The organism is Brevibacillus sp. 1238, assembly GCF_029892995.1.
Classification (GTDB): Bacteria; Bacillota; Bacilli; order Brevibacillales; family Brevibacillaceae; genus Brevibacillus; species Brevibacillus parabrevis.
On sequence record NZ_JARXWC010000006.1, the window covers coordinates 286332 to 305907 of the forward strand.

22 protein-coding genes and 1 pseudogene are annotated in these 19576 nt (G+C 52.5%); 13 read left to right on the forward strand and 10 right to left on the reverse strand.

Annotated elements, in window-relative coordinates:
• Both M2298_RS16585 and M2298_RS16590 read left to right on the forward strand, forming a co-directional pair.
• Complete coding sequence (locus tag M2298_RS16585; protein ID WP_280648757.1) at window positions 1–639, forward strand: metallophosphoesterase; 639 nt, start codon at window positions 1–3, stop codon at window positions 637–639.
• 235 nt (window positions 640–874) lie between these two features.
• A complete protein-coding gene (locus tag M2298_RS16590) occupies window positions 875–2080 on the forward strand; it encodes an aminotransferase-like domain-containing protein (protein WP_122964004.1) in 1206 nt (401 codons plus the stop codon).
• Between the two features lie 80 nt (window positions 2081–2160).
• On the opposite strand, the gene M2298_RS16595 is transcribed toward M2298_RS16590, so the two are convergent.
• The 3 genes from M2298_RS16595 to M2298_RS16605 form a co-directional block, all read right to left on the reverse strand.
• On the reverse strand, window positions 2161–2988 hold the full coding sequence (locus M2298_RS16595; protein ID WP_173596900.1) for an alpha/beta fold hydrolase: 828 nt from the start codon (window positions 2986–2988) through the stop codon (window positions 2161–2163).
• Window positions 2989–3195: 207 nt separating this feature from the next.
• Window positions 3196–4044: a family 1 encapsulin nanocompartment shell protein gene (locus M2298_RS16600; protein WP_063228109.1), complete on the reverse strand. Its 849-nt coding sequence runs from the start codon at window positions 4042–4044 to the stop codon at window positions 3196–3198.
• A gap of 36 nt (window positions 4045–4080) precedes the next feature.
• Window positions 4081–4689, reverse strand: a complete 609-nt coding sequence (locus tag M2298_RS16605) for an IMEF encapsulin system ferritin-like cargo protein (protein WP_173596901.1) — start codon at window positions 4687–4689, stop codon at window positions 4081–4083.
• A gap of 318 nt (window positions 4690–5007) precedes the next feature.
• Here M2298_RS16605 and M2298_RS16610 point away from each other — a divergent pair, with 318 nt between their 5' ends.
• The gene (locus M2298_RS16610; RefSeq protein ID WP_005828113.1) at window positions 5008–5289 is read left to right on the forward strand and encodes a DUF2325 domain-containing protein; all 282 of its coding nucleotides are present in this window, start codon (window positions 5008–5010) and stop codon (window positions 5287–5289) included.
• Window positions 5290–5351: 62 nt separating this feature from the next.
• A complete protein-coding gene (locus tag M2298_RS16615) occupies window positions 5352–5498 on the forward strand; it encodes a hypothetical protein (RefSeq protein WP_173596902.1) in 147 nt (48 codons plus the stop codon).
• 38 nt (window positions 5499–5536) lie between these two features.
• Here the strand turns inward: M2298_RS16615 and M2298_RS16620 are convergent, their stop codons facing one another.
• The 3 genes from M2298_RS16620 to M2298_RS16630 all read right to left on the reverse strand — a co-directional run bounded on the left by M2298_RS16620 (window position 5537) and on the right by M2298_RS16630 (window position 7732).
• Window positions 5537–5815 (reverse strand): S1C family serine protease, encoded by a 279-nt coding sequence (locus M2298_RS16620; protein ID WP_122964007.1) that lies wholly within the window; start codon window positions 5813–5815, stop codon window positions 5537–5539.
• Between the two features lie 11 nt (window positions 5816–5826).
• A complete protein-coding gene (locus tag M2298_RS16625; RefSeq protein WP_173598272.1) occupies window positions 5827–7275 on the reverse strand; it encodes a recombinase family protein in 1449 nt (482 codons plus the stop codon).
• 136 nt (window positions 7276–7411) lie between these two features.
• Window positions 7412–7732 carry a winged helix-turn-helix transcriptional regulator gene (locus M2298_RS16630; RefSeq protein WP_005828119.1) on the reverse strand — a complete coding sequence of 107 codons (321 nt, stop codon included), beginning with the start codon at window positions 7730–7732 and terminating at the stop codon, window positions 7412–7414.
• Window positions 7733–7971: 239 nt separating this feature from the next.
• Here M2298_RS16630 and M2298_RS16635 point away from each other — a divergent pair, with 239 nt between their 5' ends.
• Window positions 7972–9090, forward strand: a complete 1119-nt coding sequence (locus M2298_RS16635; RefSeq protein WP_122964009.1) for a YheC/YheD family endospore coat-associated protein — start codon at window positions 7972–7974, stop codon at window positions 9088–9090.
• Window positions 9091–9168: 78 nt separating this feature from the next.
• Here the strand turns inward: M2298_RS16635 and M2298_RS16640 are convergent.
• Window positions 9169–9594 (reverse strand): annotated as a pseudogene (locus M2298_RS16640) (trypsin-like peptidase domain-containing protein); the annotation flags it as partial.
• Window positions 9595–9878: 284 nt separating this feature from the next.
• On the opposite strand from M2298_RS16640, the gene M2298_RS16645 reads away from it, so the two are divergent.
• Window positions 9879–10418 (forward strand): PadR family transcriptional regulator, encoded by a 540-nt coding sequence (locus M2298_RS16645; RefSeq protein WP_122964010.1) that lies wholly within the window; start codon window positions 9879–9881, stop codon window positions 10416–10418.
• A 78-nt stretch (window positions 10419–10496) separates the two neighbouring features.
• On the opposite strand, the gene M2298_RS16650 is transcribed toward M2298_RS16645, so the two are convergent.
• Window positions 10497–11609 carry an aminopeptidase gene (locus M2298_RS16650; protein WP_173599886.1) on the reverse strand — a complete coding sequence of 371 codons (1113 nt, stop codon included), beginning with the start codon at window positions 11607–11609 and terminating at the stop codon, window positions 10497–10499.
• Between the two features lie 157 nt (window positions 11610–11766).
• Entirely contained in the window at window positions 11767–11946 is a 180-nt protein-coding gene (yjcZ, locus tag M2298_RS28280; RefSeq protein ID WP_122964012.1) for a sporulation protein YjcZ, read from the reverse strand.
• A 125-nt stretch (window positions 11947–12071) separates the two neighbouring features.
• Between yjcZ and M2298_RS16655 the strand changes: the two genes are divergently transcribed.
• From M2298_RS16655 to ytxJ, 3 genes are all read left to right on the forward strand, one after another.
• Complete coding sequence (locus M2298_RS16655) at window positions 12072–12305, forward strand: hypothetical protein (RefSeq protein WP_063228116.1); 234 nt, start codon at window positions 12072–12074, stop codon at window positions 12303–12305.
• A gap of 196 nt (window positions 12306–12501) precedes the next feature.
• Window positions 12502–12900 carry a hypothetical protein gene (locus M2298_RS16660; protein ID WP_229049716.1) on the forward strand — a complete coding sequence of 133 codons (399 nt, stop codon included), beginning with the start codon at window positions 12502–12504 and terminating at the stop codon, window positions 12898–12900.
• Between the two features lie 164 nt (window positions 12901–13064).
• Window positions 13065–13391, forward strand: coding sequence for a bacillithiol system redox-active protein YtxJ (gene ytxJ / locus M2298_RS16665; RefSeq protein ID WP_167470276.1), 327 nt, complete (start codon window positions 13065–13067; stop codon window positions 13389–13391).
• 66 nt (window positions 13392–13457) lie between these two features.
• Here the strand turns inward: ytxJ and M2298_RS16670 are convergent, their stop codons facing one another.
• Window positions 13458–15635, reverse strand: coding sequence for a cell division protein FtsA (locus M2298_RS16670; RefSeq protein WP_217022313.1), 2178 nt, complete (start codon window positions 15633–15635; stop codon window positions 13458–13460).
• A gap of 287 nt (window positions 15636–15922) precedes the next feature.
• Between M2298_RS16670 and M2298_RS16675 the strand changes: the two genes are divergently transcribed.
• From M2298_RS16675 to M2298_RS16690, 4 genes are all read left to right on the forward strand, one after another.
• The gene (locus M2298_RS16675; RefSeq protein WP_122964015.1) at window positions 15923–17020 is read left to right on the forward strand and encodes a bifunctional 3-deoxy-7-phosphoheptulonate synthase/chorismate mutase; all 1098 of its coding nucleotides are present in this window, start codon (window positions 15923–15925) and stop codon (window positions 17018–17020) included.
• A gap of 117 nt (window positions 17021–17137) precedes the next feature.
• Window positions 17138–17446, forward strand: coding sequence for a metal-sensitive transcriptional regulator (locus M2298_RS16680; RefSeq protein ID WP_063228119.1), 309 nt, complete (start codon window positions 17138–17140; stop codon window positions 17444–17446).
• A gap of 115 nt (window positions 17447–17561) precedes the next feature.
• Window positions 17562–18572, forward strand: a complete 1011-nt coding sequence (ccpA, locus tag M2298_RS16685) for a catabolite control protein A (protein WP_122964016.1) — start codon at window positions 17562–17564, stop codon at window positions 18570–18572.
• 44 nt (window positions 18573–18616) lie between these two features.
• Window positions 18617–19555: a 5'-methylthioadenosine/adenosylhomocysteine nucleosidase gene (locus tag M2298_RS16690; protein WP_217022312.1), complete on the forward strand. Its 939-nt coding sequence runs from the start codon at window positions 18617–18619 to the stop codon at window positions 19553–19555.
• Window positions 19556–19576: the final 21 nt, after the last annotated feature.

A 19576-nucleotide genomic window follows, 5' to 3' on the forward strand; every position in this document is an offset into this window, starting at 1 on the left:
ATGTCACGTATCCTTGCCATTTCAGACATTCACGGGCACGGTGCAGGGGCAAAGCAGCTTCTGGAGCTGGCCCAGTACGATCCGAAAGTCGATCGGCTGTTTCTGCTCGGCGACTATATCGACAAAAGCCCGGAGACGTGGGAGACGCTCTCTTTTGTGCAAGGGCTGCTGCAAGAAGGGGCGGCAGCCGTGCGGGGCAATCTGGAGCAATGGTTTCTCGACCAGCATGCGGCAGAAGAGCAGCCAGAGTCGATCAAGCAAGCCGTTGCCTTTGTCGCCGGATTGCCATTGTACATCGAGTACGGACCATACTTGTTCGTCCATGCGGGCATTCGCCCGGGAATCGCGCTCGCTGCCCAGCAGCAGGTCGATCTGCTTTCCATTCGCGAGGAGTTTTGGAACAGCTCGTCTCGCTACGAGTGGATCGTCGTCTTTGGTCACACTCCCACCTATCGCATGGGGGTTGCGCCGGGAGACATCTGGGCAGAAGCTGACCGGATCGGCATTGATACCGGGGCGAAGCACGGCGTCAGATTGACGCTGCTCGATCTCACTCACCACAAAAGCTATTCCTGCTCGACCGAGACAAAAGGGGTGTACACAGATTTTCGCACAGCGGACTGGTGCATCGAAAAGTAGGGTCATTGCCTGCGCGAAAAGCGGGCAGTGGCTTTTTTACATGGGAAAACAGCCTGCAACGGCACGGCACACTAGGCAGCAGTTAGCGGCATCCTGATCACCTTAGCCGAGGAAGCAGTCGATTGAACAATCGCTCGACATAGCCAAAACCTATCCGCTCATAGCCAGCGGGGATTGGACTTTGCCTATCGACAGTGATAAAACAAGAATAAGCAAAATCAAGGGGGAACGGAACATGGAGTACACATTTTCGAAATCAGTAGATGCATTATCCTCCTCGGCTGTCCGGGAAATCTTGAAGCTGACCCAAGGCAATCAAGTGCTCTCGCTCGCAGGTGGCCTGCCAGCCGAGGATTCTTTTCCCATCCAGGAAATGCGCGAAGCGTTTAATCGGGCATTCGATCTGGGCGCGAAATCGTTGCAATACGGTTTGACAGACGGATATATCCCGCTTCGGGAGTGGGTAGCCTCACGAATGAAGCAAAAACATATGAACGTAGGCTTGGACAATATGCTGTTGACCACCGGCTCCCAGCAGGCCGTCGACTTACTGTGTCGAGTCTATTTGGATGAAGGCGACGTCGTGCTGGTAGAAAATCCAACGTATCTGGCTGCAGTCCAATTGTTCCAGTTCCGGGGGATTCGCGCCATTCCGGTGGAAGGTGATTCGGAAGGGATGGACCTGGAGGATCTGGCGAAAAAGATCGCGCAGTATCGTCCGAAAATGGTCTACGTCATTCCGACTTTTGCGAATCCTACGGGAAAAGTATGGAGCCTCGAACGCCGCCAGGGCTTGCTCGCCCAGTGCAAGGCAAACAACATTCTCATTCTGGAGGACGATCCGTACGGCGAAATCCAGTTTGACGGCGAAGCTTCGTACCGCTCGATTTTCTCGCTCGACGAACATCCGACCAATTCCTGTGTCGTCTATACCAGCACGTTTTCCAAGATCGTTGCTCCTGGTCTGCGCACCGGATGGGCAATCGGCGACCAGCGCGTCATTTCGATGATGGTAAAAGCGAAGCAAGCCGTCGACCTCCAGTCCAGCACCATTGACCAGATCGCGCTGCACGAGTTGCTCTCCCGCTTCGATCTGGAAAGCCACATCGAAAAAATCCGCGCTTCCTACAAAGAGCGCATGGAATGGATGAACGAGCTTTTGCTCGCACAAAGCTGGGATGGCGTGCAGTGGGAAAAGCCGCGCGGAGGCATGTTCCTGTGGGTCAACTTGCCAGCCGATGTGGACGCAGAGAAGCTGTTGGCCCGCTCTGTACAAGAAGGCGTGGCATTCGTGCCAGGCAAGCCGTTTTACGCCGCCGAGCCGCAGCACAACACAATGCGCTTGAACTACACACTGTTGAACCGCGAAGATACGCAGCTCGCCATCGCAAGACTCGGCAAAGCGTTTACAGAGTACAGCAAAAGTCTCGTGACGCAATAGCGTCCGGGGCGTGTAAGTGAAAAGCAAAAGGATGCAAAAAGACAATCATGCTGCTGAAAAGCTGATTGTCTTTTTTATTGTTAGGACAAGGACAAAGAAAGCTCTCTTTCGACCCGGTTCAGCCACTCATGGACAAGCTCTGTGAACAGCGTGGGCTGTTCGATTTGCAGATTGTGTCCAGCGCAATCGAGCGCGGCAAAAGAACTGCGTGGATAGTGAGGAAGCAAGCTCCATGCGTCCTGGTAGCCGACGACATGATCCTGCTTGCCTACGACGAACAATCCAGGATGGGGAAAAAGCTGCGTATCAAGCGGGAAAGAGAAGCCGTACGATGTTTTCAGTCGTTCTAAAAAGGGGAAGTCCGCGATGCTGTACCCGCTTATAATCTCTGTTTTGTAGCGGTCCCATGTCTCTTCTGTGGCGACCACAGCCATGGCTTCGAACTCGGCGCGCTCCGACTCTGTCAGCTTGTCCCACAGGCTTTGCTCTTCTACCAAAATGACTTTGTCTGGCAGCGTGCGCTGGCTCATTTTGGGGAAAACACTCGGGCAGATGAACAGGGCGCCTTTGACTTGCTCTCTGCGCTTTTCGATGACTCCACGCGCCAAATAACCTCCGTACGACTCCGCAGCGAGGAGGAACGGTTCGCCTGGCAGTTCACGATCAATCCAGTGCAGAACAGCCTCTAGCATGTCGTCCGTATTTTGCACGCTGTCGTAATTTTTCGTCTTTCCCATACCGGGCAGGTCGATATAGAGTCGGCGAAAACCTTCGCGCTCAGCAAAAACAGGCTCCATGCAGCCTTTCATGACGTGATGATCGAGCGAAAAACCGTGAAGCATGACAATCGGAACGCCGGAACCGATTTGTTCTTGAAAAAAGTCAATGTTGTGCAGTGACTGAATCATACTGGCTAACACCTCTCCCGCCGATTTTGCGTTCCATAACTAAAAAAGGAACGTTTGTTCTTATTTTAATCTAAGATCTGGAAAAAGCAAGAGGGAAATAGAAAAATATGGAGAAAAAGCCATAAAAAAACGTATCCAAGCGATCAGATCGAATGGATACGTTTTTCGTGTTGGCCGGGATGGTTTGTTTGCGCCATCCGAGGCTGTTTATTCTTCTGTTTCTTCCAATGTGCAGATGGCGCTAGGGCGCTTGATGCGCAGCACTACGCACTCGTATACACGGAACAGGCTGTTCATTTGCTCGTCTCCGAGGAAAGCGGAGTCGAAGTCTTCGGCAATCGCCAGATCGAGGTTGTGGCGGCCTGTAGCCACCAGCACGCCGGAGCGTCCCTTGATCGTAGGCGATTGGTATACGCCGTCTGTCACCAGGTTGCGCACATGCTCGATCTCCAGCACGTTGGTGCCTTTGTGTACGCGGTGCAGGAGGGAGTACAGCTCGGGGGACACGACCAGCGCATAAGGACCGCTGTGACCCATTTTCAAGAGCTTGTTGCGCGCTTCCACGATGTCAGCGAACGCATTGCCGGATTCCATCCAGTCGCTCTTCAGGTGCGTGAGGCGGCCTTTTACATTCATCAGACCAGGCAGATCAAACTCAGCCGCTCCGTTGAAGATCAGGTCGTCTTCCATCAGCGCACCGCCAGCAGCGGCGTTGGCAGCGGCACTCATGTCAAGCGGCATGCCCAGTGTGCGAGCTTGCGCGACATCGCGCCAGTAAAGCATGAAATCTTTGTAAAGAATCGGGATTGTCATGCTTACGCGGCGGCTTGGCTGTGTCATTTCCAGCGATTCGCCGCGCAAGGACAGACCGCCGAAGCGCGATTCATCGTATACGTCATTGGTGATCGTCTGGATACCTTCACCGAGCGGACCGTAAATATCGATAAAGCGACGTCCCACGAGTTGACGGCGGGCCATGTCGACTACAGTAGCGTCCAGTTGGCTCCATTCTTCATTGGTTAATGGAGAGTCTGGGTATTTGCGAAGCTTGTCCATAGCGTAACCTCCAGGTCATATAAGATCGGTGTTTCCTTAATGTCCTTTCAAACTTCCAACAGTAAGCCCCTTTTTGTCAGGAGCGGCAGTCTTGGCAGGAGCCGCGTGTTTGATGACGGAAGCAACACCGTGAGCAGCCGTTGCAGAAGCTTTCAGGTGATCCACCTGATGAATATCGTGGCCTTCATCGTGGTCGGTCAGGTCAGGATGGGACCCGTCAGAGAACCGTCCGCTGAGCGAAGCCATGATTTCTTTTACTTGCAAGTAGTCGGCGTGAGTTTTTTCGCGCATGCCGTCCAATGTCGTGCGGGTTTCGTCATCTTGAAACTCGTACAGGGAAAGCTCCAGATGCTCGCGGAAATTGTGCAGGCCAAACCGCTCCAGGTTCACATCCGACAGCAACTGAGAAAGCTCGCGGTCGCTCAGTTGGGCAAGCGATTCTTTTCCGGATACGTTTTCCAGGTAAGGAACCAGTTCCTGGAGACGTCCCATGCGCTGTTCTTCTTCTTCCAAAATGTGATGGTAGTACAAGCGGGTGTGCTCGTCCTGTGCAGCGTCGATAATCGGCTGGATGATGCCCATGAAACGATTGATGTAACCTCTGGTGCGATCAAAAATGGCGTGCAGCTGTGTAATTTCTTGCACCCTCCGCCACCTCCTCATTCACGATCTATTTGTTCATTATACAGTTGGAAAAATGAACCGGGCAATACATATGTAGATTTTCGGCGTTTTCTGTTAATAAATGGCACGTTTTGCCGGGAGCACATCGCCTCAAGCCACGCCACGACTGAGGTGGATACGTTTAGTTTTGGATTTTTACAAAAAAGTTATCATGGAGAGTATTGTCAAAGCTAATTGGGAATGATAATATTTATCAATAATAGTGATATTCATTATCAATTAGAAAACAGAGAACCAGAACATACATCGACACTCACCCATTTTAAGGAGGAAAACATTATGTCATCCATTTTAGTCATTGGCGGAGATCGCCTTGGTAATATCGTAGATTTGCTGCACGGACAAGGGTTTAAAGATATTCATCACGTAACGGGGCGCAAAAGCTCCCAAACAGGTGTGAAAATTCCTGCGGGCATTCATATGATTCTCGTTTTGACCGACTTCGTCAATCACAACCTCGCGAAAACCGTGAAAAACCAGGCGAAGGATCGTGAGCTGCCAATCGTATTCTGCAAGCGCTCGTGTTCGGCGATTGCCAAAGCTTTCGATTTGACGGCGTAAATACATACCCGTTCAGGTGGACAGACTAACACTTGAGTCTGATACCAACGGAGGAATGGCGCATGGAGCAAAATCGTTTAAGCGAACTGCCTATTGCGCAGCTGACGGCCGTGCAGCTGCAACAGTTGAAACAGGCAGAGGAACAACTCAATTCAGAAGGCGAGAATGTGTACCTGATCGCATTTGAGAAGCAATCCCCGTCATCGTAGACGGGGTTTTTTTATTTTCCCAATATCTGCTTCTCCGCTTATTTGAAAACATACTGCTCAAGCTGCGTTTTCAGTGCGTCAATCCCGATGGCAAAGCCCAGGCATTGGCTGGACTGGATGATAAAGGCGTTCAGCCCCACGACCTCGCCATTCAGATTGATAAGTGGCCCACCACTGTTGCCGGGGTTGATGGCGGCATCGGTTTGGAAAATCTCTTCATACATTCGTTTTGCCACCTGGAGGCGACGGTTTTTGGCGCTGATAATTCCGGCCGTTACAGAGTTTTCCAACCCAAGCGGGGAACCGCCTGTGTACATAGCGACAAAAACTACAAAAAGACCAGTTGCTGCAGCTGAATCGTCCGGCCGTGTGCGTTCCTGCCGGGAGCTTCGGCTGCTTCCACGCGTTTGACGAGTGCCGTCATGAGCATGCGGCGCTCTTCATCGCTGGCATGGGACCAGAGGAGCGGCCAATTGGTCAGCTGACTGTAGGGCGGGAAGGCAGCTTTGGCAAAAGACGGAGGTGGAGCGGGGAACAGAGCGTCAGCTTCTTTGGCGAGGGCAGCGATTTTCAGCCGAAATGCTTCGAGGGTGAGCAGTCCTTCCTCGTAAGCTGCTTCCCAGCGCCGCAATTTGAGCGCTCGCCTCTGTTCCCGCGCTTCTGCATCTGCAAAAGGGACCACAGAAGAAAGCGAGGCCCGGACTTCTTCCAAAGCAGCACGCGCTTCGTGCGAATAGCTCATCAGCTCGGAGAGGATGGCCTGCTCCAGACGGTCTTCCCGGATGGCAGGGGCGTCGCAGCGGCCAGCCTGCTTGTTTTTGCATACATAATAACGATGGACGTAACGCTTTCCCGCGCTCTTGGTGTTGGCTGTCTTGCCGCGCATGGGGGAGTGGCACAGGGAGCAGTAGAGCAAACCGGAAAAGCAAAAGGTGGAGCCAAGGACACGCGGGTGGAGCGAGCTGCGCGCAGCCATTTTTTGCTGAATGCGCATGAAAAGGTCTTTGTCGATAATCGCCGGATGGGCGGCCTCTTCCACGATCCATTGATCCGGCGAGTTTTGGCGCTGAAGCCCGTCGGTGTAGTTCCAGCGCAGCGCCCCGTGATACACCGGATTTTTCAGCAGGCGCAGGACAGAACTTGCCCCCCAGCTTGCGCCATTTTTTCCGCGAAGTCCTTGGCGATTTGCCCACTCCGCAATCTGCCGCGGCGACTCGCCTTTCTCATAGCGCTCAAACATTTCGCGGACGCCAGCCGCCTCCGCATGCTGAATGGTCAACGCCCCGTCCACCAGCTCGTAGCCAAAAGGCGGGGGGCCGCCTGGCCGTTTTCGTTCCTTCGCCATCTGCTCCATGCCGAGCTTGACTCGCTCCGCCAAATTTTCCCGCTCCCACTGGGCGAGCGCCGCCACCAGCGTAATGAACAGTCGGCCGATGGCGGTAGTCGTATCGTACACCTCTGTGCAGCTTTTGAAGCGCACGTCATACTTTTCAAACTCCTGGAGAAGCCGGTACAGATCCAGCACAGAGCGGGTGAGGCGATCGAGACGATAGACGAGGACGACATCGGTCTTCCCTTCGCGGATATCTTTCAGCAGCCGTTTCAGTTCAGGGCGGTTCGTATCTTTGGCGCTCACGCCTTCTTCCGCGTAGATGGCGGCAACCTCCCACCCTTGTGAGTGGACGTAAGCCAACAGTTTTTCCCGCTGGGCCGGGATTGAAAATCCTTCACGTGCCTGGTCTTCGGTGCTGACGCGCATGTAGACAGCCGTTCGCATCGGATTTCCTCCCATCAACTGAGGTTGCTAGAGTCTACAGCAAAACAGCGCTTTGTATGCCTGGACAGATTGGAAAACTTGGATTTTTTGCGCACAAAAAAACCCCGCTTATCCTGATTGGACAAGTGGGGCTGCGCTACATCCATTTTTGTCCCCATTCGTGAATGGATTCAATGACCGGACGCAGATCTCTTCCTTTTTCTGTCAATTCATACTCGATGCGCACAGGAATTTCCGGGTATACTTTTCGTTCCAAAATTCCCAGCTCCTCCAGCTCCTTCAGTCGCTCCGAAAGCATTTTGTCGCTCATGTGCGGAACCATCTCGCGAATATCTTTGAAGCGAACAGCGCCGCGAAGCAAAACGTGGATGATCAAACCTGTCCAGCGCTTGCCGAGGACATTGATGGCGCATTCGTACTTGGGACACATGTGCTCGCCAGCAAATTCTTGACTCATGTTGGTGTCACCTCTATACAGCATGGTTATGTTAACGCTTATTGTAGCAGATAAACTTGAAAAAAGTAAGTAACGAAGTGTTTGGCATGTGCTTATCTATGTTTGCCATACCGGGGCGGGGTTATGCTGGAAATAGGATTGCCCGCACGAGCCAAGCCCGTTTCCGGCAAAAATCGTTTCACAGGCAGGCACATGCACATAGACTGTGGCGAACGATACGAGAAGAAGAGGGTGTTAGGATGCTTCCAAAACCGGTGATCGGGATTTTGACCTGGCGCCAGGGGCAGCGCTTTGGCGAGCCGGACTACTTGCGCAAGCTGGTGCTGGCAGGGCAGAAGCTGGGGGCGGAAATTTACCTGTTTTCGCATCAGGACGTAAACATGAAGGAAAAAAAGATCAAAGGCTTTCTTCCCAAAGCAGGCGGCGGCTGGAGCAGCAGATGGTTTCCGTGGCCGCAGGTCGTCATCGACCGCTATCGGCGGCGTGTCCCCGAGTACATTCGGCTGCGAAACAGCGACCTGCTTTTCTTTGCCAACAGCCCGTTCAGCAAAAAGTGGCGGGTCACCCAGCTTTTGGCCAAGGACAGGCGGGTGATGCACTGGATTCCGGAAACACACTTGTACGAAAAAAAGCGAGTTGCAACCATGCTGAGCAAATATCCACTCGTGTACGTCAAGCCGGGGAACGGCTCCGGAGGGAAAAGCATTTTGCGGATATCGGCCAAGGGCAAAGAATTTAGCCTCTCCGGGCGCGACAAGCAATATCAGACGCACACTGCCAAGCTGGACAGCGTCAGTGCTGTGGAGAACTGGGTTGGCCGCTGGGTAGTCGAGCAGCAGATTGCAGATGGCAATTTTCTCGTGCAGCAAGGGATCGATCTCGGATTGATTCCGAATCATGTGGCAGATGTGCGCGTGCTCATCCAAAAGGATCAGGCAGGGGAGTGGAGGGTGACTGGCTCCGGGGTACGGATCGGGGAGGCTGGCAGTTCGACCTCCAATTTGCACGGCGGAGGGCGCGCTGTTTCCTTTGAAGGGTTGATCGAGCAGCGATTCGGCAAGAGACAAGCACAGCTGATCACGAAGGAGTGTCACTCGCTTGCCCATGAGGTGGCGAAGACGCTGGAGGATTACTTTGGACGAATGATGGAGTTCGGGCTGGATATCGGTGTCGCTGTAGACGGGAGCGTCTGGCTGATCGAGGTCAATCCGAAACCGGGGCGGGAAGTATTTCGCCAAATGGGGGATATGGTCACGTACGCCAAGGCGATCGAGCGGCCTGTGCAATTCGCTCTCCATCTCGCCCGCAAGAGACAGACCGGGGATGTAGGGCAGAGGGAACAACGTGTCAGGGTCTGAAAGAAGCTTGGTTTTTGTTCCTTTGGAAGCAAGCGGGGAACCGACACTGATGACCCATTCACCAACCTTGGTGTGTGAAGAGTTTCCGAGTGCCAAAGGATAGAGCTTGCAGTCCGCGTCGATTTTGATAACAGCATAATCTCTGACTCGATCGGCAATGATGCGTTTGGCTTCAAATACTTTGCCGTTGTACAGCTTGACAAAAATGTTTTTCGATTTGCCGATGACGTGCTCGCTGGTCAAAATATAGCCTCTCGGGTGGAAGATAAAACCGGAGCCGAAACTGCGCTCGGTAGGCGGTGAGGAAGTATTATCATCCTGGTCGATGAGACTGCGAATCAGAGAATCGACGTCTTTAGCTAGGGGAGCGTCTTCCGTGACGATGGAAACGACTCCCTCCTGTACGCGCTCTACAATAGGGACAAAAAAATTGAACGGGTGCAGACTGCTGCTGCTCACAGGGTACTTTACTCGCGTATATTGGGACCATTTTTTACTTTTCACCAATCTCTCCCCCTACAGCAGTTAGGTATATATCATCTTATGGAGGGGCGAAAGGGAAGGGACGCCCAATTTGAGCGCGGCGTTTGTTATATCATTATTTTTGATTGATATAATAAAGAAATAGCATTGGTATAATTATTAGAATCGAATTATAATACATGTAGTTAGAGAATATTTTGAACATAAAGGCTTAGCAGATGGATATTCACTTCTGTCTGAAAAAAGGCAATTGTCTGCTTTGTCGCTAGAGAGAGAAAAAGAAAGATAATGGAGGATGCGAAGAGATGGATGTTAAAACGATCATACTCGGCTTTTTGAGCTATGGAGAAATGAGTGGGTACGATATCAAGCAGGCGTTTTCCAACAGCATCGGCTTTTTCTACGATGCCAGCTTTGGCGCGATCTACCCCGCACTGCGCAAGCTGGAAGAGGAAGGACTGGTCACCAAGCAAGAGGTCATCCAGTCTGGAAAGCCGAACAAAATTTTGTATCAGATTACAGAGCAGGGCAAGGACACGTTCCGTCAAGAAATCCAGACGCCGATTTTGCCTCCTGTGCTGCGCTCTGACATGCTGGTGAAAATTTTCTTTGGCAAGAGCCGTTCCCCCGAGGAGCAAAAGGACATGCTGGAGAGCTGTTTGAACCTTCAGCGCCAAATGCTTCAACAAAGCCGAGCCTCATTCAAGAAGCTGGAGCTGCATTTTGACGAATATCAGCGCTTTTGCTGGGAATATACGATCCATCATCTGGAGTCGACGATTTCCTTTTTGGAGCACAAAATGCCCTCGCTAGCCAAACAACCAGCATTGTCTGCTTCCATCTGAGCAGGGATTTGACCAATTGGGTTGAACACGCATGCAAGAAGGCTTCGCCGCAATAAAGTGGCGAAGCCTTCTTTTTGTTTACTTCAGGTTTTCCGGGTTGAGGCACTCCAGCTCTGGCACGACAAAACGTCCGTCTTTGCGGATCAGGCGGTCGTCAAACCAGATTTCCCCTCCGCCCCACTCAGGGCGTTGAATCATGACGAGATCCCAGTGGATGGACGACTTGTTGCCGTTGAACGCATCGTCATAGGCTTGTCCAGGCGTGAAGTGGAAGCTGCCGTCGATTTTCTCATCGAACAAAATGTCTTTCATCGGGTTTTGGATGTAAGGATTGACCCCGATCGCAAATTCGCCGACGTAGCGGGCGCCTTCGTCTGTGTCGAACACTTCGTTGATTTTCGTCGTGTCGTTGGCAGTCGCTTCGATAATTTTGCCATCCTTGAAGGTCAGCTTGATGTTGTCATAAGTGAAGCCTTGGTATGGGGATGGGGTGTTGTACGAGATCGTGCCGTTGACGGAATCGCGCACTGGGGCTGTAAATACTTCCCCGTCCGGGATGTTGGCTTCTCCGGCGCATTTGATGGCAGGAATGCCTTTGATCGAGAAGGACAGGTCGGTGCCAGGTCCTGTGATGCGCACCTTGTCGGTTTTTTCCATCAGCTCGACGAGGCTGTCCATCGCCTTGTCCATTTTGCCGTAGTCGAGCGTGCACACTTGGAAGTAGAAATCTTCAAAAGCGGCTGTACTCATGTTGGCCAGTTGAGCCATGGAAGCGTTCGGGTAGCGAAGCACAACCCATCTGGTTTCAGGCACGCGCACGTCCAGTACAGGGCGGGCGAACAGCTTGGAGTACATTTGCATTTTGTCGCCCGGCACGTCAGCCAGCTCGCTGATGTTGTCGCCGCCACGGATACCGATGTAGCAATCCATTTGCTTCATAAAGGAGACGTCAGCTTCACGCATGATGCCGAGCTGGTCTTCGTTGACACCGAGAAGCAGTTCGCGCTGAATGCTTTGGTCAATCAGTTGAACGTAAGGATTGCCTCCCGCTGCGTAAACTTTGGCAATTACGGCTTTCGTCAAGTCAGTCACATCGCCGATGGAGTAGATTAAAACGTTTTCACCTTTTTGTACTTTGGTGGAGTAGTTGACGAGGACGTCAGCTAATTGCTCAATACGTGGATCTTTCATAGGAAGGGGATCCCTCGCTTTCCATATCATATCAGTATGTATTGTACACAAATCGGATAGAAAAAAGCTACCCATACCAGGGTAGCGTGCGGAGGAAACGCGTTTACAGGATTCGGTTCTTCATGTATATGCAGGGTCCTGCGCCAATATGGCTATGTCAATCGCAGCCGCAGCCGATGATGACCAACAGGATAAAAAGAATCAACACTAAGGTGAAATCATCGAGGTCTCCATTGAAAATGCTACTCATAGGATGAACATCCTCCTTGTTGTGTGTTAAGCCTCTTGTGCTTACATCCATAACATATGGGTTTATGCACAGTCCCGATACGGGCATCCGCCCATTTTTGCGAAGATTCTTTCCATGCCATCTGCTTGCCTGCGCATGTTTATTATTCTGAAAATCAGGAAAAGCTAGAGGATACGAAAAGACTTTGCAAAAAACGAAAGGATGTTATGGCGATGCAAAGATCATTGTCGAGTCTTCAGCACGAGCTGGTTCCCATTACGATTAATGTAGGCGAGGATTTCAAGTCCATTGTGTGGAAAGCCCAGTACGATATGGATTTCAATACGGAATGCCTGTTTTGCTTCTCGGAGCAGATTACAGGATACCGGGTGGAAGATGAGGCGGGGCATTCCGGCAAGGTAGCGGTTTGCCCGCACTGTGAAAAAGTAAACGCCATTTACGCGTAAGCGGCGAGACAGTGGCACATACACGAAAAGCGATGCTCAAACGGGCATCGCTTTTTGCTTGGACACGTCCTCCATGGATGGACGATATTTGCCACTGCATCCACCATGTACCACCTGCGTTTTAGCAGGATTGAAGGGAGGAGCCTCGAATAGTATGAGAGGTATACATATGTAGATAGAGTTAGGGGTGAACTTTGTGCAAAAGAAATGCAGCCGCTGCGGGAATGACATGGAGATCGTGCTGCGCAATGTCGTGTATAAAAAGCGGGTCAAAATCATGAACGTCCCGGTACACGTTTGCGTCGACGATTGCTGCGCGCATTCCCAGGTGGTAGATGTCATCAAAGAAGATTTGAAATCACTCATGGAGGAACTGGGCCAACATCCGCAGCGCCAGGCGATCGAATTTGAAGAAATGTCAGAGTTATCCAACTTATTGGTATTGATTGCTAACGAAAAGGCAGATTCTTCTGTTCGTGAAGTGCTGGGCGAGAGGGTCAACGAGCTTCTGGATCTGTTTTTGTTGGCGCAGTCCCTAGGCGATGAGAGATGGATGCTGGAACTGCGGGAGCGATTGACCAAAATCATGGTATAAACACGAAAGAGGAGGCGCTGGAACAGGCGGCTCCTTTTTGTTGGCGCAGTCGAGACGTCAGCTTCTGCCCCTTTTTGCCCCCGTGCACCGCAAGCGTAGACTTTGCCATCCAGATTTCGGTATACTGAAAGGCGCATAGGAAGCGACAAAAGGAGAGATGAATGGTGGCCCAAAAACAACTCCACTCGATCGAGGAACTGGATCAGTTCGTTGCGCAAAAAGGGAAGCAGCTTTTGTTCAAGCATAGCACGATTTGCCCGATCAGCACATCCGCTTATGAAGAGTTCCAGGCGTATCTGCTGGATCATTCCGTAGAAGCGGCCGTAATTCTCGTGCGCGAAGATCGTCCGGTATCGAACGCAGTAGCGGAGCGTTTTGCGATCAAGCACGAGTCTCCGCAAATTTTCCTGCTGGAAAACGGAGAAGTGAAATGGCATACTTCTCACTGGAAAATTACCAAGGATGCCATCAAGCAGGCAGTCGGCGCCTAGTCCCCTCATCGAAAAAGCTTGTTACGAAAAAAGAGCTGTCGCTTTTAGCGCAGCTCTTTTTTGTGTTTACTCCCAAAACAGCTCCAGTTTATCTCCGCTTTTCAGCTCGGTCTGGAAGCTGGCTTGCTGTCCGTTTACCAGCATGACGAAGCCGGAGATGCTCTCATTGTCCGGCTTCTCCAGAGAGAAGTTGACGAACCGGAACACATCGCTGAATACCGGAGGGGCGGATGGGGCAGATTTGACCGTAATGACGGCCCCATCAGGCACAAGCTCGTCTGCGGATGCCACTTTGCCGTCCAACGTGATCGTCACCTGTGCGACGGGCAGCATCACTCGCTCGCCGTTGAAGGAGACGGTCATCGTTTCTTGCACCCATTCTTCCAGCGGGATGACGTCGCGGATGGCTGGCGGTGCGATTTCCTCCAGGCGATAGGAAAGCTCGTCTCCCTGGCGGACGACATCGCTGAAAGTGGCGGTTTTGCCGTTTAAGAGCAGAATCGGGTTGTGCGCTGGGAGTGTGTAAGACTGCCCGTTCACGCTGAAGTGCAGCCCGGATGGCGCTGGCTGTTCATCAGGCGCCAAAAGACCAGCTGCCGCCAGCACTTCGGAAACGGTGCGGGGCAGGCGGATTTCTACTTCCGCGCGATCGGCCAGCGAGTCGTCGAGCTGCGCAGGCGTGCCGTTGACGTGGATCACTGGCCCCAGCGACAGCGGGCGATCGTTGCAGACGATATCCAACGTGTCCAGCTGATCGAGCAGCTCGCGCACGAAAACATGAGCGTCCTCGCCGTTTTTTCCCGCGACAACCGTGATGGTGTCTCCATCGGCAATCGGTGAATCAAGGCTGGCGGCTTCTCCGTTATTCATGATGACAGGAGGCGTGCCGTGACCGCCAGGAATCATTTTCATCCGGCCGTTTACCGTGACGCTCATCGCCAGACCCGGTCTTCCGTAAAGGCGGCGAATGTCCAGTCCGGCAGCGATCAAAGAATCTCCTAGGGACATTTTCCGCAAGTCAAAAATGCGCAGCGGCACATCGTTGACGGTAACAGTCACGTAGCGGAGCGGGTGGCGGCGTGCTGCTACTGCGATTCCCACTGGCGTGACAAATTCTGGCCCGCTAAGCAGCGGATTGTCTCCCACGAATTGCTTGATCGCATCGCCACCACGCACAGCGACGCGAGCGGCAGGCATGTTCAGGAACTGGGCGACTTTTCCGGTCAAGCCCGGCGTCAGACTGCCTCCGCCAATCAGCATGACAGCTTGTGGTGCCTTGCCGTTCAGCTCCATGATTTTCGTCGCGATTTTTTCTGCCAGTTGGGAAACGTCTCCTTCAATGGCGCTGGTTACTTCCGCTGCGCTCATCGTGTGTTCCATGCCGAGAATGTCCGCGAACGTCACCGATTCGTGGGTGGTGAGCAGACGTTTGACCTCTTCTGCCATCGGAAAATCGAGCAAAAAGGCATTCATCAGCGCGTCCGTGATCTCGTCTCCGGCTACAGGCACCATGCCGTAGGCGGTAATCGCTCCTTCTTCGGTCAAGGCGACGTCAGATGTGCCTGCGCCGATATCGACGAGCGCGATGTTGAGTCTGCGCATAGTTACGGGGATGAGTACGTTGATCGCCGCAATCGGCTCCAGCGTGAGTGCCTGCATCTCCAGGTCGCACCGTTTCAAGGCGGCAATCAGCGAGTCGACGACTACCCGCGGCAAAAATGTGGCAATCACGTCTGCGCTGGCTGTGTCTCCGCGCTGATCGATCAGGCTGCCGATCAGTTCCTGGTCCAGGTAGTAGTTGACGACGCTGTAGCCGACACAGTAATAGCGGGTCGCATCCAGCTCGCGCAGTTCTTTTGCCAAGTCTGCCTGGGCTTCCTGCACGGCGGCAAACTCCAGTGCGACCACATCTTCCCGCGTGATAAAGGCGTGTCTCGACAGCGGCATATCCACACGTACGCGGCGGGTGCGCAACGAACGGCCGGCTGCTGCCACAGCTACTTGATGCAGCTGCCCGTGCTTTGCTTCCAATTCGTCCTTGATTTGCTTGATCACTTTGGCAACGGCAACCACATCGTGAATCTGTCCATCGAGCATGGAGCGTTCATCGTGCTCGCGAATGGCGCAGTCGAGCACGCGAAATTGATCTCCGGTCGTTTCCACAATCAGTCCGACCACACTGCGTGTGCCAATATCTAGTGAAAAAATCAGCTCAGGGGAGCCTGTTTCGTTATAGGCTGACAAAGGTAAGTCACTCCCTCGTTTTCGTGTCGATCAGTAGAAATAGATGAAGGCTTTCGTTAGAACATATATCCAATGGATTCGACCACAGCTATCAAGAATCCTGTCGAAACAAGGAATTATCCCTTTTTTGGCGAAGAATTTGCAAAGGTAAAAAAACATAAATAATTTACTTTCGCGCTTTTTGGCGCTAAACTGCTGACAAGGGAGTTTGAATCGATTATAATAACCCTAATTTATCGGCAACCACCTAGCAGACCTATATAAAAAGAGGAGAGTGGAGAGAAACAATGGCACACGATCAAATTGAGACCATGCGCAAACAGATAGACGAAATCAACCTGCAAATTTTGGAATTGATCAACCAGCGGGCGACTTTGGTGCAAGAGCTCGGCAAAGAAAAAGAAAAGCTGGGCAGCAACCGCTTTGATCCAGAGCGCGAGCGCCAAATGCTCAATCTGCTCGTGGAAAATAACAAAGGCCCGTTCAACGACAGCACGGTTCGCCATCTGTTCAAGCAAATTTTCCAAGTATCCTTGGACTTGCAAAACGAAGACAAGAAAAAAGTTCTGTTGGTCAGCCGCAAGAAGAAAGCGGAAGACACGGTCATTACAGTAAAAGGCGTCGAGTTCGGCGGCAAAAGCCCGATCCTGATCGCAGGACCTTGCTCCGTAGAAAGCTACGAGCAAGTGAGAGCGGTAGCGGAAAACCATGCCAAACGCGGCTTGAGAACAATCCGCGGCGGCGCATACAAGCCTCGCACTTCCCCATACGATTTCCAAGGTCTCGGAGAAGAAGGCTTGCAAATCTTGAAGCGTATCGGTGACGAGTTCAACCTCGTAACGATCAGCGAAATCGTCACGCCAGCCGATCTGGAAATGGCGACGAAATACATCGATGTCATCCAAATCGGTGCGCGCAACATGCAAAACTTCGAGCTTCTGAAAGCAGCAGGCCGTGTAAACAAGCCTATCCTGCTGAAGCGCGGCCTGTCCGCCACGATCGAAGAATTTATCTACGCAGCCGAGTACATCGTATCTGAGGGCAACACGCAAGTCATGCTGTGCGAGCGCGGTATCCGCACGTACGAAAAAGCGACTCGCAACACCCTTGATATCTCTGCTGTACCGTTGCTCAAACAAGAAACGCACTTGCCTGTCTTCGTCGATGTGACCCACTCTACTGGTCGTCGCGACCTGCTGCTGCCTTGCGCGAAAGCAGGATTCGCAATCGGTTCCGACGGTGTGATGGTAGAAGTTCACCCGGACCCGGATGTTGCTCTGTCCGATGCAAAGCAACAGCTCAACATTCCTCAGTTCAACGAATTTGTGGACGAATTGCTTGCTTCCGGCCTGTACAAAGGCGAAGTGGTAGCAACCAGAGGATAACGAAACAGTTTGCTGGTCCTTCCTGCGCGCAGGGAGGACCTTTTGATTTGACGAACCCGAGGTCGACCAAGTAAGCTAGGATTTAAGTGCTGATAACGGCGAAGGAGGCTATGCCAGATGAATGATCAAGATCACTGCTGCTCGTCTGATCGCGCCACCGTGCGGCCTGATAAAATCAAGTCCAACCTTGTCTCGCGGCTCAACCGCGTAGAGGGACAAATTCGCGGAATCCGCGGAATGGTGGAAAAAGACGTATACTGTGACGACATCCTCAACCAGATCGCTGCTGTGCAGTCCGCCTTGAATGCCGTGGGCAAAATGCTGCTGGAAGGACATATGAAATCTTGTGTCATCGAGCGCATTCAGCAAGGGGATAGCGAAGTAATTGACGAGCTTTTGAAAACGATGAACAAACTAATGAAATAGCGGCGCCAAAGCCCGTAAAAACGATTGCAACCGCATACGGCTTGTCGTATCATAGGTGCATATATTTATGAAAATAACTATGAAAACCAAAATATAGGGAAAGTGAGGGTGTGTGATGCCGGTTACAATCTACGACGTGGCAAGAGAAGCGGGGGTTTCGATGGCGACTGTCTCCCGTGTAGTCAACGGGAATCCCAACGTAAAGCCTTTGACCCGAAAAAAGGTACTGGCTGCGATTGAACGTCTGGGGTATCGACCAAATGCCGTTGCTCGCGGTCTCGCCAGCAAAAAAACAACAACCGTCGGTGTCATCATCCCGGATATCTCCAGTTTGTTTTTTTCCGAATTGGCCCGTGGAATCGAAGACATTGCAACGATGTACAAATACAACATCATCCTCTGCAACTCTGACCAGCGGATGGAAAAAGAATTGCAGTTGATCAATACGCTGTTGGAAAAGCAAGTGGACGGGCTGCTGTTCCTGGGGGCAGAAATTAAGGAAGACCACCTTCAGGCGCTGACCAGCACTTCGGTGCCGACCGTTCTCGCGGCTACCCGCGATGCGGACAACGTGCTGCCTTCTGTGAGCATCGACCATTTCCAGGCCGCTTACGATGCGACGGAAGCTTTGGCTTCGCGCGGACACAAGCGGATTGCGATGATCTCAGGCCCGCCGAACGATCCGCTCAACGGCCTGATGCGTTACGAAGGCTACAAAAAGGCGTTGAAGGACAACGGGATCGAGCTGGACGAGGAGCTGGTTGCGACAGGCAACTACTTTTACGAGTCAGGGCTTTCGACAACGAAGGCATTCCTCGCGCTGGCTGAGCCGCCGACAGCGATTTTTGCTGCCAACGATGAAATGGCGATTGGAGCGATCCATGCCATCCAGGATTCCGGTCTGAACGTGCCGGGCGATATCGAGGTCATCGGCCACGACAACATTCGCCTCGTGGAAATGGTGCGCCCGCGCCTGACTTCCGTAGTTCAGCCGATGTACGATATTGGTGCGGTCGCGATGCGCCTGCTGACCAAGTACATGAACAACGAAAACGTGGAAGAGCACGTTGTGCTGTTGCCGCACCGGATCGAGTATCGGGAAAGCACCAAGCCGCAGCAGGCTTGATCGCATCGCCCGCAACAGATTGCCAGCAAGAGGAGGATAAGTGGATGCGGTACGGAATTATCGGCGCAATGGACGAAGAAATTGCGCTGTATTTGGAAGCGATGCAACAAGCCACGACGACGGTCAAAGCCGGAGTGGCTTACTATAGCGGGAAGATGGAAGGCAAAGAAGTCGTGCTTTGCAAGTCAGGTGTCGGCAAGGTGAATGCAGCGGTCACGACGCAAATTTTGCTCGATCAGTTTCAGGTGGAGCGCGTCATTTTTACGGGCGTAGCTGGTGCCGTTCACCCGGAATTGAACATTGGCGATATTGTCGTGTCGACAGACTGCTTGCAGCATGATATCGACGTGACGCCGCTCGGCTTTGCCCCGGGGCAAATTCCGTTTACGGAGCAATGGACATGGCAAGCCGACCAGGAGCTGATGCAACAAGCGATCGAGGCTGGAAAAGGATTGGAAGCGGGTGTTCAGGTAGTGAGCGGCCGCATTTTGTCCGGTGACCAGTTTGTCGCCAGCCGGGAAAAGGTACAATGGCTGTACGAGCAGTTCCAGGCTCATTGCACGGAGATGGAAGGAGCGGCAGTCGGACAAGTGTGTGCGATGAACGGCGTGCCGTTTGTCGTCGTGCGATCGATGTCCGATAAGGCAGACGGCTCTGCGCATGTCAACTTCGTCGAGTTTACCAAGCTTGCTTCGCAGCGTTCGTATGCGATTGTCCGCAACATGCTGCTGTCCGATGCCAGTTCGTCGGAGCCAGGCGTAATCGTCTACTCGACGAAAAACTGCGTCGATTGCGACATGGTCAAGCAGTGGCTGACGGCAAAAGGGATTTCGTTCGAAGTGCGCGATGTCATGACCAGCCGCGCCTACCAAGAGGATGTCGAGCGTTTTGGCTTCATGGGCGTTCCGGTAACCGTTGTGGGCGACAAAGCGGTCAAAGGCTTTGCGCCAGCCGAGCTGGAAGAACTGGTGAAGCAATCATAAAATCACACAAAAGCGGGGAGA

Coding starts and splice junctions, on each gene's coding strand:
- M2298_RS16585 (WP_280648757.1), top strand. CDS start 1: ATGTCACGTATCCTTGCCATTTCAGACATTCACGGGCACGGTGCAGGG.
- M2298_RS16590 (WP_122964004.1), top strand. CDS start 875: ATGGAGTACACATTTTCGAAATCAGTAGATGCATTATCCTCCTCGGCT.
- M2298_RS16595 (WP_173596900.1), bottom strand. CDS start 2,988: ATGATTCAGTCACTGCACAACATTGACTTTTTTCAAGAACAAATCGGT.
- M2298_RS16600 (WP_063228109.1), bottom strand. CDS start 4,044: ATGGACAAGCTTCGCAAATACCCAGACTCTCCATTAACCAATGAAGAA.
- M2298_RS16610 (WP_005828113.1), top strand. CDS start 5,008: ATGTCATCCATTTTAGTCATTGGCGGAGATCGCCTTGGTAATATCGTA.
- M2298_RS16615 (WP_173596902.1), top strand. CDS start 5,352: ATGGAGCAAAATCGTTTAAGCGAACTGCCTATTGCGCAGCTGACGGCC.
- M2298_RS16620 (WP_122964007.1), bottom strand. CDS start 5,815: ATGTACACAGGCGGTTCCCCGCTTGGGTTGGAAAACTCTGTAACGGCC.
- M2298_RS16625 (WP_173598272.1), bottom strand. CDS start 7,275: ATGCGAACGGCTGTCTACATGCGCGTCAGCACCGAAGACCAGGCACGT.
- M2298_RS16630 (WP_005828119.1), bottom strand. CDS start 7,732: ATGAGTCAAGAATTTGCTGGCGAGCACATGTGTCCCAAGTACGAATGC.
- M2298_RS16635 (WP_122964009.1), top strand. CDS start 7,972: ATGCTTCCAAAACCGGTGATCGGGATTTTGACCTGGCGCCAGGGGCAG.
- M2298_RS16645 (WP_122964010.1), top strand. CDS start 9,879: ATGGATGTTAAAACGATCATACTCGGCTTTTTGAGCTATGGAGAAATG.
- M2298_RS16650 (WP_173599886.1), bottom strand. CDS start 11,609: ATGAAAGATCCACGTATTGAGCAATTAGCTGACGTCCTCGTCAACTAC.
- yjcZ (WP_122964012.1), bottom strand. CDS start 11,946: ATGCCCGTATCGGGACTGTGCATAAACCCATATGTTATGGATGTAAGC.
- M2298_RS16655 (WP_063228116.1), top strand. CDS start 12,072: ATGCAAAGATCATTGTCGAGTCTTCAGCACGAGCTGGTTCCCATTACG.
- M2298_RS16675 (WP_122964015.1), top strand. CDS start 15,923: ATGGCACACGATCAAATTGAGACCATGCGCAAACAGATAGACGAAATC.
- M2298_RS16680 (WP_063228119.1), top strand. CDS start 17,138: ATGAATGATCAAGATCACTGCTGCTCGTCTGATCGCGCCACCGTGCGG.
- ccpA (WP_122964016.1), top strand. CDS start 17,562: ATGCCGGTTACAATCTACGACGTGGCAAGAGAAGCGGGGGTTTCGATG.
- M2298_RS16690 (WP_217022312.1), top strand. CDS start 18,617: ATGCGGTACGGAATTATCGGCGCAATGGACGAAGAAATTGCGCTGTAT.